This window comes from Polaribacter sp. Hel1_33_96 (assembly GCF_002846595.1).
Classification (GTDB): Bacteria; Bacteroidota; Bacteroidia; order Flavobacteriales; family Flavobacteriaceae; genus Polaribacter.
This window is the reverse complement of record NZ_PJMV01000001.1, coordinates 1865517-1880319: the sequence shown is the minus strand read 5'-3', so window position 1 is coordinate 1880319 and position 14803 is coordinate 1865517. Positions and strand designations below refer to the sequence as shown.

8 protein-coding genes are annotated in these 14803 nt (G+C 31.8%); all 8 read left to right on the top strand.

What is annotated here, in order from left to right:
- Positions 1–52: 52 nt before the first annotated feature.
- Genes ATE90_RS08250 through ATE90_RS08215 form a run of 8 tightly spaced genes read left to right on the top strand, consistent with a single transcriptional unit; the run spans position 53 to position 14802 of the window.
- On the top strand, positions 53–3286 hold the full coding sequence (locus ATE90_RS08250) for a SusC/RagA family TonB-linked outer membrane protein (protein ID WP_036785223.1): 3234 nt from the start codon (positions 53–55) through the stop codon (positions 3284–3286).
- Positions 3287–3303: 17 nt separating this feature from the next.
- Positions 3304–5031: a SusD/RagB family nutrient-binding outer membrane lipoprotein gene (locus ATE90_RS08245; protein ID WP_101451233.1), complete on the top strand. Its 1728-nt coding sequence runs from the start codon at positions 3304–3306 to the stop codon at positions 5029–5031.
- Positions 5032–5038: 7 nt separating this feature from the next.
- A complete protein-coding gene (locus tag ATE90_RS08240; RefSeq protein WP_081958148.1) occupies positions 5039–6112 on the top strand; it encodes a glycoside hydrolase family 99-like domain-containing protein in 1074 nt (357 codons plus the stop codon).
- A gap of 11 nt (positions 6113–6123) precedes the next feature.
- Positions 6124–7422, top strand: coding sequence for a glycoside hydrolase family 71/99-like protein (locus ATE90_RS08235; RefSeq protein WP_052107522.1), 1299 nt, complete (start codon positions 6124–6126; stop codon positions 7420–7422).
- Between the two features lie 14 nt (positions 7423–7436).
- Positions 7437–9689 (top strand): GH92 family glycosyl hydrolase, encoded by a 2253-nt coding sequence (locus ATE90_RS08230; protein WP_052107523.1) that lies wholly within the window; start codon positions 7437–7439, stop codon positions 9687–9689.
- Between the two features lie 13 nt (positions 9690–9702).
- Positions 9703–11985, top strand: a complete 2283-nt coding sequence (locus ATE90_RS08225; protein ID WP_036785230.1) for a GH92 family glycosyl hydrolase — start codon at positions 9703–9705, stop codon at positions 11983–11985.
- Between the two features lie 28 nt (positions 11986–12013).
- Positions 12014–13330 (top strand): L-fucose:H+ symporter permease, encoded by a 1317-nt coding sequence (gene fucP / locus ATE90_RS08220; protein ID WP_036785233.1) that lies wholly within the window; start codon positions 12014–12016, stop codon positions 13328–13330.
- Between the two features lie 17 nt (positions 13331–13347).
- Positions 13348–14802: a sulfatase family protein gene (locus ATE90_RS08215; RefSeq protein WP_036785234.1), complete on the top strand. Its 1455-nt coding sequence runs from the start codon at positions 13348–13350 to the stop codon at positions 14800–14802.
- Position 14803: the final 1 nt, after the last annotated feature.

Below are 14803 nucleotides of genomic sequence, written 5' to 3'. Positions count from 1 at the left end.
TAAGTCAGTATTTATATTCACCCAATAAATTAAATCTATCGAAATTAAAATTATGGAGAAATTAAAACTAAGTTTAATACTTCTTTTTTTTCCTTTGATTATTTTTTCTCAAAAAAATATCATTAAAGGAAAAATAACAGATAAGACAGGAGAACCTCTTTTAGGTGTTTCTATATTACTAAAAGATAGTCAAATAGGGACCACTTCAGACTTAGATGGTAATTATAGTATTAATACAAAAGAAAAGACTGAAGGAGTATTGATTTTTAACTATTTAGGATTTGCAGTTAAAAATGTCAACTTTACAAAAAACACAAAAGATCTTACTGTCGTATTAATAGAATCTGCTGAGCAATTGGAAGAAATAGTGGTGACAGCTCTTGGTATTAAAAGAGATAAAAAATCATTGTCTTACTCCACTCAGGGAGTTAATACGGAAGACATGACGGAGGCTAGATCTTCTAATTTCTTAAATGCTTTATCAGGTAAGGCAGCTGGTGTGCAAATCACAAATTCATCGACTCCAACAGGTTCAACGAGAGTAATTATTAGAGGCTTAACTTCTATAACAGGTAACAATCAGCCTTTATACATTTTAGACGGTGTCCCTTTAGATAGTTCATCGGGTGATGCAGGTGTTTCTGTTTGGAATGAAGGAGATGATATTGACTTAGGAAGCCCAATATCTGGTATTAATCCAGATGATATTGATTCTATTCAAATTTTAAAAGGTGCAAACGCATCTGCGCTATATGGTTCTAGAGCTTCTAATGGTGTAGTAATTATTACAACTAAAAAAGCTAAAAAGGGTACTAGTAAAATAAATGTAAATGTCAATTCTAACCTATCTATTGTTTCAAACAGAGAATATCCAAATTATCAATATTCTTATGGTGCAGGTAATGGTGGAGGATTGGTACAAAATGCGGGACAACTAGATCCCACAACTGGATTGCCAATGGTTGGTTCCTACAATAGAGCTTATGGAGCACCTTTTTTAGGGCAGCAGGTACTAGATTATAATGGTACTGTTGGTACTTATGCTCCAGATATAAATAATGTAAAAGATTTATATCAGACTGGTGTTGTAAATACCAACACATTTTCAATTAGCAGAGCAACAGATAAAAATACATTAAGGTTTTCTTATGGTAAGACAATTGGAGATCACGTAATTAAAAGAATGGAAGAAATTAACAGAGATAATATTGCTCTGCGTATGTCACAAAATATTACAGATAAGTTAACGGCTAATGTTAGTTTTATATATACGCATCAAAAAGTAAATAACAGAATGTATCAAAATGGGAGTAATAGAAACCCAGCCAATAACTACATGTATATGTTACCAAATATGTCTCAATCTAATTTACTTCCTTATATAAATGAGAATAATGAAGCTTTCCAATATGAGGGAGATTTTAATAACCCTTATTGGAATATATTTGAAAATAGTAATCAAGATATTACCAATAGAGTTGTAGCTAATATAACTTTAAATTGGACAATATTAAAAGGGCTAAAACTTAAAACTAGAATTAATGGTGCATTAAATAATGTAGATAGACAAGAGTTCAATAACAAAGGAGCCGATTATGACCCCAATGGTTTATATAGAGAAGTAAATATTTCAAGAGAAAATTGGAATTATGAAGCAATCTTAAATTATACAAAGAAATTTAACGATTTGTCATTAGTTTCTTTAATAGGCGTAAATCGATTTGATGTAAGAACAGACGGAAATAGGTTAACTGCTATTTCGTTAGTTGAGAGAGATATTATGAGTTTATCAAATGGTGATGAATTTGCACCTGAAATTTTTATTAATAATAATAAAAGAATAAACTCAGTATATGGTTCCGTTTCTTTAGGATACCAAAAAACATATTTTTTAGATTTCACAGCAAGAAATGATTGGGCCTCAACTTTACCAGCAAGTAATAATTCTTACTTCTATCCTTCCGTAGGTGGTACAATATTATTTTCAGAATTTATTCCTAGAAATGATATTTTAACTTTCGGGAAAATTAGAGCTTCCTATGCACAAGTTGGTAACGATACCGGTTTTAATCAAATTAGAAATAGCTATGTCCAAGGAGGTAATTACAATAATACAGATTGGGTAGCATTAGAAAGAATAAGAAAAAATTTAGAGTTAAAACCAGAATTAACTTCATCAACAGAATTTGGTATTGAAGCAAAGTTTTTCAATAATAGAATTTCTTTTGATGGTACTTATTATAAATCATCTACAAACAATCAAATTATAAATGTTTCAACTACGCCAACATCTGGTTTTGTAGGGAAATTTTTGAATGCAGGAGAGATTCAAAATGAAGGAATGGAATTATTTTTATCTGCTAAACTATTTGATAAAAAGTTTAAATGGTCAACAGATATTAACTGGTCTAAAAACGAATCATTTGTAGCCTCACTTTTTGATGGTGTAGAAAGCAGATTAATAAGAAGCTGGTTTAATGTAGGTGTATTTGCAGAGGTAGGGGAGCCTTTTGGTAATATTAGAGGAAATTCTCAACTAGTTGACCCAGAAACGGGTACACCATTGGTGTTAGCTAATGGAAGGGCAGCTTGGGAGTCTAATCAATTATTAGGAAATGCACAACCAGATTGGATAGGGAGTATACGAAACTCATTTTCTTACAAAGGCTTCAGTTTAAATTTTCTAGTTGATATTAAAATGGGAGGAGATTTATACTCCGGAACAATGGCCAAAACCTATAATCATGGTGTGCACGCTGGCACTCTAGAAGGAAGAGAAGAGTGGTTATTATCAACATTAATACTAGGAGAGAATAATAACGAAAGGCAAGGAAGGGGTTTATTTGGAAATAACTATGCGGATTCCGATAGGCCAAAAGGTAGAATTTATGAAAATTCAGCTTTAGGAGTGCAAGATGCTGATGGAAACTGGGCAGCAGAAAGAGACGCTAATGGAGAAATTATTTACACACAAAGGTGGTTAAATCCACAAGTATATGGTTTTGATGGTCTTCAAGATCAAAGAAGGTTTGTCTATGATGCTTCTTATGTAAAATTGAGAGAAGTTACTTTTGGTTACAACATACCACATAGATTGATTAAAAAAATAAAAATAAAGAATGCTAAAATTTCTGTTGTTGGTAGAAATTTATGGACTATTTATAGGAATACACCACAAGGAATAGACCCGGAATCAGGTACAACATCTGGTAATGGTCAGGGTATAGAATATGGTTCTTTCTTGCCTACAAGCACTATTGGTGTTAATGTAAAACTAGTATTTTAACTAAAAAAATAAAGAAAATGAGATTTTTAACCAAATTATTATTGTTTACTTTTTTGTTAACAATATTAGATTCATGCACAAACAAATTTGAAGAAATTAATACAAATCCAGATGCAATTTCAGTAGCCTCACCTGAAGAACTTTTTGCAGGCACTGTAAAAAAAGGATTAGATTTAATTGGTGGTACTTTGAACGACCAAATGTTTAATACGTATGCTAGTTATTATGGTGGTAAAGGAGGCCAATTTAATAGATACTTTTATACAGAATCGGGGCTAGATAATTTTTGGAGGCAGTTTTATGTAGATGTTTTGAAAAATAATCAAGATATTATTGATAATTATAGCAACGACCTAAGCTATACGAATAGAGTGTATATATCAAAAATATGGAAAAGTTATGTGTATTCAGTCTTAGTGTCAACTTTTGGAGCTGTTCCTTATGAAGATGCCTCTAAAGGTATGCTGGCAACTAGATATTCATCTGAAGAATTTATTTATACTGATATTTTAAATGTTTTAAAAGAAGCTGGAGAAAATATGGATCCCAATGGAGATGCACTCTTGCAGGACCCAGTTTTTAATGGAGATAATACAAAATGGATAAAGTTTGCAAATTCACTTCGCTTAAAGATTGCTTTAAGAATTTCTGAAGGTTTCCCTGCTTTGGCTCAGCAACATGGTTCTGAAGCTATGGCAAATGAAAACAATCTTTTAAGCGAAAATTTAGATAATGTCGCTCTAAAGTGGGGTCTAGAAGAAGAAAATTGGTCGTTTAATTATCGGAGATATATATTTATAACTGCAAATCAAGATGTAGTTCCCTATATTAATCTAAATTATTTATTAAACTTAAAAACATACAGAGACCCAAGATTAGTAGCGTTAATTGAACCATCTTTAAGTCCTTTAACTATTAGAGATGAGGTGTTTAAGTCTGGTTCTATAACAGAAAAAATTATTGTAGAATATGAGCTACCATATTTTGGAAGACCTCTTGGAGGTAATGCTACTGTAGATGGATGGGATTTAAATGGGAATGACAACATTCTTAACGGAGTTGAAACTAGAAGATATAGCAGGCCTAAAGTAGATGTGTTTATGGCTCAAGATATGAGCTATAATCTTATTACGTATGCAGAATTAAATTTTATAAAAGCAGAAGCTCAACTAAAAGGCTGGGGAGGCTCTAAAACAGCAGAACAATATTATTATGATGGTATTGATGCTTCTTTTCAACAGTATGGAGTTACAGGAGAAAATGAGTTTAAAAACAGAGATGGCATCAAATGGGGGACTTCAAGCACTGGTGATAGACATTTATTCGGTGTGGTAAACAGCGGTATTTCTGCGAACCCTTTAGATAAAATTACAAGACAACGTTGGCTAGCTAGTTTTAATCAAGGTCATGATATATGGTGTATGCAGAAAAGAACAAGACTGCTGCCTCTTATCGATCAATTTGCACCAGATGGAGCACTTGGATTAGATTATGCGTCCTTACCAGAAAGAATGGCATATCCACCATTTTCAGAAAGTGTATTAAATAACGATGGTTTTCAAGAAGCCGTTTCCAACTTATCGCAAGGTAATTCATTATATAGTGAACTTAAAATTAACAAACCATATACACCAACAAAATGGGAAACAATTATCCCTGAATTTAATCAAGAATTTGCAAATAATTTTTATGGAGACTCAGAGGATGATTTAATTGCCGCTGGAATAACCTATACAATACTATAAATATATTATGAAAAATATAAAAAAAATATTACTACTAATTATCTTAATGATATCTTTTTCATGTACTGAAGATAATATTGCAATAGAAGATTCTTTTTTAAATTATGACATCCCTATTGTATCTGTAACTTCAGACTATATTGTTGGAGCACAGTATAGTAGGTTTATTAGAAGAAGTACAGTCCCTGAAGAACCTACTATTGGTGTTTATAATCCTAATGTATCAGATCCTGCTGTCTATGAAGAACATGTAAAACAGGCACAAATAGCAGGTATAGATTTTTTTATCTTTCAATTTAGATCTGCAAATAATCAAAATCAAAACAATCAAGACACTACATTTATTAATGAACTACAAGCGGCACCAAATGCAGGAGATGTAAATTTTGCACTATCCTATAATTTTGGGAACATGGGGTTAAATAACAATAATAGAATTGAATCAAAAGGTCTTGTTCAAAGGTTTATTGATGATTTTAAATTGATGACACCATTTTTTGATCAAACTAATTATATGAAAGTTGATGGGAAAAATGTGGTGTATCTTTTAAATAGCCACAATTTACATTCTGATGATAATGCAGCTCTATATCAGCAAATGAGGGCAGAGTTAACTGATCTTGGTGTTGAGCTATATTTAATTGGTATGCAAAATGAATGGACACCAACTTTAAGATATGATTTTAGGTTTGTAAACGGAGTTGACGCCGTTACACATGCAACCTATGCTGCAGTGAATAAGAATTTGTATGATAGAATAATTAATTTTCACAAATTCATGGATCAAGCATGGTTGTATCATAAAGAAACTTTTGAAAAATATAATATTGAATACATTCCTACAATATCTCCATCTATAAATTTAAAAATAATAAATGGAGGAAGTAATATTAATGTGTTTGATAAGGATGCGCCTTGGTTTAGAGCAAATTGCAACGTAGCAAGAAGAGCCGCTGGAAGTAACAAGATTGTCTTAGTTGATTCTTTTAACGATTGGAATAGAGGAACACAACTTGAATCTGCAACTTCTTACGGAGAACAATATCTTCAAATATTAAGAGAAGAGTTTAAGACAAATTAATTCATTTTTATATGAAAATCAAATCAATCTCATTTTTATCAATGCTAACGCTTTTCTTTTTTAATAGTTGTAAAAGCAATATTGAAAATATAAAGATTGATAATAAAACCAACGTTAAAATAAACAATTCTATAGAAGGTAAAATTTTAGCAGGTTATCAAGGTTGGTTTAATGCAGAAGGTGATGGCTCTAATTTAAATTGGAAACATTATGCTAACAACAAACAATTTAATCCCGGGAATACTTCTGTAGATTTTTGGCCAGATGTAAGCGAACTAGATAAAGATGAACTTTTTAAAACAGAATTTGTTTATAAAGATGGTGAACCTGCCTATGTATTTAGTTCTGCAAATGCAAAAACGGTAAATCGTCATTTTAAATGGATGAATGATTACGGAATTGATGGCGTTTTTGCACAACGATTTGTGGTTGGTTTAACTAGAGGTCAAGAAAGAATAGATAATTACAATACTGTTTTTGATAACTGTTTTAAGGCTGCAAAAAACAATGATAGGGTATTAAGTTTAATGTACGATTTGTCAGGTACGACTAAAGATAATGTTGTAGAAACTACCAAAGAAGATTGGAAACAATTGGTTAGACGATATAAATTAAACGACCCAACAAACCCAAATGTTTTAACCTATAAAGGAAAAGCGGTGGTATCTATTTGGGGTGTTGGCTTTAATAATAGAAAATACACTTTAGAAGATGTTAAAGAGCTCATTAATTTCTTTAAAAATGATCCGAGATATGGCAATTGTGCAGTGCTTTTAGGTGTTCCAACTGGTTGGAGAGCATTAGAGAGAGATGCTGTCAGTGATCCTAAATTACACGAAGTTATTAAGTTGGCAGATATTGTGCATCCATGGACTCCAGGCAGGTACAATGATTTACAATCTGCAGACCAACACAAAGAAAATTATACCATACAAGACCAAATATGGTGTACTGAAAACGGATTAATGTATATGCCTGTTGTTTTTCCTGGTTTCAGTTGGTATAACATGAAAAATGGTAAAGATAAATTTAATAAAATACCACGTTTAAAAGGAGCTTTTTTATGGAGACAATTTTACAATGCAATTTCTTCGGATGTAAAAGCAATTTACGTGGCTATGTTTGATGAAATAGATGAAGGCACAAGTATTTTTAAAATAGATAACAATCCTCCTGTTGGAGAAAGTAAGTTTTTAACTTATGAAGGTTTGCCTTCAGATTATTATTTATGGCAAACAGGACAAGCAGCAAAAATGTTGCGTAAAGAAATCATTTTAACAAAAAAACAGCCAATTTATCCAACGAAATAAAAATCCATTAATTGATGAATTTAGTATTTAATAAACAACTTATTAATTGTATACAATTTCTAGTAATTTCTTTTTTCTTTTTTTCTTGTAGTAATTCAGAAAACAGAATATCAGAAAATCTGGATAATGTAAAATATGTAGACCCACAAATTGGTGGTGTTGCTCCTTTTTTACAACCAACAAGAACACGTATACATTTGCCAAATTCTATGGTACGCATGTATCCTGAAAGAAAAGATTATAGAGATGATCAAATTACTTCATTTCCACTTACTACGAGAAAGCATAGGTCAGATTTACTTTTTAATATTATGCCAGTTTCTGGGAATGTTAACGAGACTAAAAAACCAATTTCAGCATGGGATCAAGATTTAGAAATTGCGCATCCACATTACTACTCAACTTGGTTAGAAGATTATGATATTACTACAGAATTTACGCCTTCTGCACAAGCAGGTATTTTTAGATTCAGTTATCAAAATAAAAATACAAGAAAGTTATATTTAAGAGATTTATCTGGTGATGATTGGCAATTAAATGATGATGGTTCTCTAACAGGAACAGAATCTTTTGAGGGTATGCAAGCTTATGTATACGCCATTATAAACCAAAAAGGAACTTTCAGTTCGACAAAATTTGTTGACGATAAAGTAAACTCATGGATTACTTTTAATGATACTACTAACGTTAAGCCAGTCCAGTTTAAATACGGTTTATCATTTATAAGCACTGAGCAAGCACAAAAAAATTTAGAAAGAGAAATTCCTGATTTCGATTTTGAAAACATAAAAGAAAAAGCCCATAAAAGATGGTCTGAAGTAGTGAACCAAATAGAAGTAGAAGGGGGGACAGAAGCTTACAAAAGAACCTTTTACACAGCCTTGTACCGTTCTTATGAAAGAATGATAAATATTACTGAAGATGGAAAATATTATAGTAATTATGATAAAAAAATTCACGAAGGCGAACAAGATTTTTATGCAGATGATTGGGTTTGGGATACGTTTTTAGCATTACATCCTTTACGTTATATTTTACAACCAGAAATGGAATCAGATATGATGGCTTCTTATGTAAGAATGTATGAACAATCTGGTTGGTTGCCTCAATTTCCGCAAATTCACGGAGATGCACCACCAATGAATGGTTTTCATTCTACAATTATGTTATTAGATGCGCATAGAAAAGGAGTTAAAAATTTTGATGCAGAAGTAGCTTTTGAGGCGATGAAAAAAAACGCATTAGAAGGCACAATGATTCCTTGGAAAATGGGGGCAGTTGCTCCATTGGACAAATTGGCTTTAAAATTGGGTTATTTTCCAGGATTACATCCAGGAGAAAAGGAAACTGAATCAAGAGTGCACGGTTTTGAAAAAAGACAATCTGTTGCAGTGACTTTAGCTCAAGGATATGATGATTGGGCTTTGGCGCAATTTGCAAAAGAATTAGGTAAAGAAGACGATTATAAATATTTTTCTAAAACTGCAGAAAATTACAAAAATTTATACTGGAAAGAAAAAGGATTTTTTATGCCTAAAGATGCCAAAGGAAATTGGATTGATATCGATCCAAAATTTGATGGCGGAATGGGAGGTCGGGATTATTATGACGAAAATAATGGTTGGACTTATTTATGGAATCCGCAACAAGATATTTTAGGATTGCAAGAATTAATGGGCGGAAGAAAAACGTTTGAAGCACGTTTAGATCAAATGTTTAGAGAAGATTTAGGAAGAAGCACGTATGCTTTAAATGCACGGTTTCCCGATTTTACAGGTATTGTTGGTCAATATTCTATGGGAAATGAACCAAGTTTTCATATTCCATATTTATATAATTTTACAGATTCACCTTGGAAAACTCAAAAGAGAATAAGAATGTTATTAAACACTTGGTTTAAAGACAATATTTTTGGTATTCCAGGAGATGAAGATGGTGGAGGAATGTCTGCATTTGTCGTCTTTTCTGCTATGGGTTTTTACCCTGTTACTCCTGGAATTCCAGTATATACTATTGGAAGCCCATTATTTTCTAAAATCAGTATTAATTTACCAAATGGCAATAAGTTTACCATAAACGCACCAAATTGTAATGAAACCAATAAATACATACAGTCTGCAACTTTAAACGGAAAAGAACTAAAAGGTCCTTGGTTTACACATGATGATCTTATCAATGGAGCTACAATTACCCTAGAAATGGGGAAATATCCAAATAAAAATTGGGGTACAGATCAATCTCTCATTCCAAACAATTTTAAAAATTAACAACAGATTACCTATGAAAAATATAAAAAATTACTTTTTACTGCTATTACTTACTTTAATAGGTATTTTCTCTTTTGGTAAAATCACAAAAACAACAACTAAAAAAGTTGTTGATAATACAAAATATGTGAACACATTTATAGGTACAGGTGGTCATGGACATACGTTTCCAGGAGCTACTACACCTTATGGAATGGTGCAATTAAGTCCGGATACAAGAACTTTAGGTTGGGACGCTTGTGGAGGATATCATCATACAGATTCTTCAATTTTAGGATTTTCTCACACACATTTAAGTGGAACAGGAATTAGTGATTTAGGTGATTTTTTATTTATGCCTTTTTCAGGTGAAGCGAAAGTAATTCCAGGAACTTCAGAAGATCCGGATGCAGGATATCGTTCTAGATTTAGTCATGAAGATGAAGTTTCTTCTCCAGGATTTTATTCGGTTTTATTAAAGGATTACGATATTAAAGCTGAACTTACGGCTACTAAAAGAGCGGGTTTTCATAAATATAAGTTCCGTAAAGAAGGGAAATCGGGAATCATTATAGATTTATCGCATACTATTTACCCAGATCATAAACCAAATCACCAATTTCAATTGATTTCTGATACTGAAATTTCTGGTTATAAAGGTTCTGGTGGTTGGGCTGTAACTCAAGATATTTTCTTTAAAGCAAAATTTAATAAACCTTTTACAGTTACTTTTTACGAAAATGGTAAAAAAATTGATGCCTTACCAAATAGAATGTCTAAAAAATTATTGGCTGTATTAACATTTAATACCAAAGCTGGCGAAGAAGTTTTAGCAAAAGTGGGTATTTCTTCTGTAGATTATGAAGGTGCTAGTAAAAATTTAGACTCAGAAATAAACCATTGGGATTTTAATAAAGTTAAAAATGAAGCTCATGAAACTTGGAAAAAGGAATTATCAAAAATTAATGTAAAGGGAGGTACGGAAGATGAGAAAACAATTTTTTATACAGGATTATATCACACTTCTATAAGTCCAAATACATTTTCTGATGTAGATTTCAGATATAGGGGAATGGATAGAAAAATTCATCAATCTAATGAAGAAAAAATTTATACAGTGTTCTCTTTGTGGGATACTTTTAGAGCATACAATCCTTTAAAGACAATTACTGATCCTGATAAAACTAACGAATTTATAAATACACTTTTAACAAAATACGATCAAGGTGGTATTTTACCAATGTGGGAATTACAAGGGAATTACACCGGTTGTATGATTGGTTATCATTCTGTGCCAGTAATTGTAGACGCCTATAATAAAGGAATTAGAGGTTATGATGTGAAGAAAGCCTATAAAGCAGTCGTTCACGCATCAAAGTATGATACTACAGATATATTTTTTCCATCAAAACAAGTAAAAAACATTTTGATGCCGAAAGGTAAGCTCTATAATGAGACAATGGATTTTATTCCTGCTGATTTAGAAAATGAATCCGTATCTAAAGCCTTAGAATATGCTTATAATGATTGGTGTATTGCACAAATGGCAAAAGATTTAGGCAAAACAGATGATTACAATCATTTTATGAAACGCTCTAAAAAATACACACAATATTACGATACCAAATCAGGCTTTATGAGAGGGAAAAATCAAGATGGAAAATGGCGTGAGCCTTTTGATCCTCGTTTTTCTAAACATAGAAAAGATGATTATACTGAAGGAAATGCTTATCAATGGTCTTGGTTTGTACCTCATGATGTTGAAGGTTTGGTAGATTTAGTTGGCGGAAAAGAGACGTTTATTAAAAACTTAGATGTTTTATTTTCTACAAGTTCAGAATTAACTGGAGATGATGTTTCTGGAGATATTTCAGGTTTAATTGGTCAATATGCGCACGGAAATGAGCCAAGTCATCATATTGCACATATGTATAATTTTGTGGGTCAACCTTGGAAAACACAAGAAGTTACAGACAAAATTATGAACGAGTTGTATTTTAATAACCCAAATGGATTGGCAGGTAATGAAGATTGTGGACAAATGTCTGCTTGGTACGTATTAAATGCGATGGGTTTCTATTCTTTTAGCCCAGGAAATACGACATATTCTATTGGTCGTCCAATTTTTGATGAAGTAGAAATCAATTTACCAACAGGCAAGAAATTTGTGATTAAAGCAAAAAATAATAGTCGGGACAATAAATACATTCAAACAACTAAATTGAATGGAAAAAAATTAGATACTCCATTTTTTACACACGAGCAGTTAATTGCTGGAGGAAAAATGGAATTTAAAATGGGTAATTTACCTAAATAATTAAAGAGTAACATCAACTAAACTTACAATGAAAGATTTAAAAAAAATACCTGTAGTACCTAAAAAGAATTTAATTTCTTTTATTCTTGTTACCTCATTATTTGCATTATGGGGCTTTGCGAACGCAGTTACAGATCCAATGGTTCAGGCTTTTAAAAAAGTATTAGAATTATCTAATTCTGAAGCAGCTTGGGTACAAATGGCATTTTATGGTGGGTATTTTTGTATGGCTTTGCCAGCAGCAATGTTTATGCGTAAATATTCTTATAAAGTAGGTATTTTAATTGGTTTAGCTCTATATGCAACAGGAGCATTATTATTTTATCCTGCAGCGCAATCAGAAAGCTTTATGTTCTTTTGTTTGGGTCTATATGTATTAACATTTGGTTTGGCTTTTCTAGAAACAGCAGCAAATCCTTATGCATTAGCAATGGGAGCAAAAGAAACAGCTACACAGCGTTTAAATTTAGCACAAGCCTTTAATCCTGTTGGATTAATTGCTGGATTATTTGTAGCCCAACAATTTGTTTTAAAGAACTTACAGTCTGATGATATTGTTGATTTTAGTGCGCTTGAAGAAGCTTCTAAAATGCTTATTAGAACTACTGATTTATTGGTAATTAGAGATCCTTATGTAGTATTAGGATTATTTATTACAGTAGTTTTTGTGATTTTTTTAGTTAGTAAAATGCCACAATCTAAAGCCGAGGGTGAAATGCCAAAAATTGGTGAAACTTTTGCGGCTTTAGGTAAAAACTCTAAATATACATCTGGAGTATTGGCTCAAGTTTTATATGTTGGTGGGCAAATAATGTGTTGGACTTATATTTATCAATATGCAGAAGGCATAGGTATGGATAGTGTTACAGCAGGTTATTATCAAATGGCTGCCTTTGTTTTATTTACGTTTGGTAGAGCTATTGGAACATATTTATTACGTTTTATTAGTTCAGGAAAATTACTAATGTATTTTGCTGTTTTAGCAATGGTTTTTTCCTTAGGAACTATTTTTATTCAAGGTATTATTGGTCTATATTGTTTAGTGGGTATCTCTTTCTTTATGTCTTTAATGTTTCCAACCATTTATGGTATTGCTCTAGGAGGTTTGTCAGAAGAGCAATCTAAAGTAGGTTCTGCAGGTTTGGTTATGGCAATTGTTGGAGGTGCATTAATGCCAAAACTGCAAGGAATTATTATTGATGCTGGTGGAAATGGTGTTGCAGACACTTCGATTATGGGAGTTTCAGAAGTAAACTTTTCATTTATATTACCATTACTATGTTTCACTTTTATAGCTTGGTATGGTTTTAGAGTATTTAAAAAGTATGAATCTAGTAGCTCATAATGATATAAAAAACAAGTATGCAAAGAAGTATAAAACTGTATTTGATAATTATAGTTTCTATTTTTAGTAACTCAATAATTTTTTCACAATCAAAAAAACCAAATGTCATTGTATTTATTGCAGATGATTTTGGTTACGGTTCAACCAATATTTATGGTGCGCAAGAAGCATTAATAAAAACGCCAAACGTAAATAAATTAGCCAAAGAAGGCGTAAAATTTACAAATGCATATACAACAGGTTCTGTATGCACTCCTACTAGATATGCATTAATGACCGGTCAATATTCTTGGAGAACAAAACTTAAAAAAGGGGTTGTTAATATGAACGACCCAGCCTTAATTGATGTGAAAAGAAAAACATTACCAAAATATATGCAATCTTTAGGTTATAAGACAGCAATGGTTGGTAAATGGCATCTAGGTTTTAAAGAAAAAAAGTTCAATAATTTATTAGGAGATATTTATCCTGCTCCAACAGATTATGGGTTGGATTATAGTTTTGCATTGCCTAATAATTTAGATGATGGACATAAAGTTTACATTGAAAATAACAAGATTTATGGATTGCGTTCTGATAAAATTTCTCCTTACGGAAAATCATTTTATGGAAAACAATACAAAGGATATGATGCCCCACAAAGAGTTACTGAGCAAGTAACAGATGATTTAACAAATAAATCTATAGAGTGGATGAAAAGTTTGGATAAAGACCAGCCATTCTTTTTATACTATGCAGCAGCTGCAGTTCATCATCCCATTGTCCCTAGTCCGCAAATGCGAGGTAAAAGTAACGCAGGTGCTTATGGAGATTTTATTCAAGATATAGACCGTTCTTTAGGAGATTTAATTTCATTTTTAGAAGAAAGAGGTATTAGAGAAAACACCATTATCATTTTTGCGAGCGATAATGGAGGAGATATTCCTAGAAAGAAAAATCTTGTAATGCCAGAAAATTTTGCCATTAATAAAGGCTTACAAATTAATGGAGATTATAAAGGAGATAAACATACCATTTGGGATGGAGGTTTTAGAATTCCGTTTATTGTAAATCATCTAAATAAAATAAAAGAAAATAAAATTTCTGAGACAACAGTCTCAACTGTTGATGTTTATGGGTTTCTGGCAGATTATGTTGGTAATGATAAGGGGTTAGATTTAGAAGATGCACCGGATAGTTATAGCTTTAAAAAGGCTGTTTTAAAACCAGATCAATTTTATGAACGACCACCATTAGTGCATAGAGATGCGCAAGGTAGAAAAGCAATTCGTTTTGAAGGTTGGAAATTTATTGAAGAAAAAAATAAAGACACAAAGAAAAAGATGAATGCCGAAATGCTTTTTAGCTTAACTAAAGATAAAAAGGAATCTACAAATCTTGCTAAAACAGAAAAAGCAGTTGTTAACAAAGCAAAAAACTATTTATCTAAAATTATAGAAAAGTCATCCAAAGAAATTTGGAAAAATAATTAAA

Coding starts and splice junctions, on each gene's coding strand:
- ATE90_RS08245 (WP_101451233.1), top strand. CDS start 3,304: ATGAGATTTTTAACCAAATTATTATTGTTTACTTTTTTGTTAACAATA.
- ATE90_RS08215 (WP_036785234.1), top strand. CDS start 13,348: ATGCAAAGAAGTATAAAACTGTATTTGATAATTATAGTTTCTATTTTT.
- ATE90_RS08240 (WP_081958148.1), top strand. CDS start 5,039: ATGAAAAATATAAAAAAAATATTACTACTAATTATCTTAATGATATCT.
- ATE90_RS08235 (WP_052107522.1), top strand. CDS start 6,124: ATGAAAATCAAATCAATCTCATTTTTATCAATGCTAACGCTTTTCTTT.
- ATE90_RS08250 (WP_036785223.1), top strand. CDS start 53: ATGGAGAAATTAAAACTAAGTTTAATACTTCTTTTTTTTCCTTTGATT.
- ATE90_RS08225 (WP_036785230.1), top strand. CDS start 9,703: ATGAAAAATATAAAAAATTACTTTTTACTGCTATTACTTACTTTAATA.
- fucP (WP_036785233.1), top strand. CDS start 12,014: ATGAAAGATTTAAAAAAAATACCTGTAGTACCTAAAAAGAATTTAATT.
- ATE90_RS08230 (WP_052107523.1), top strand. CDS start 7,437: ATGAATTTAGTATTTAATAAACAACTTATTAATTGTATACAATTTCTA.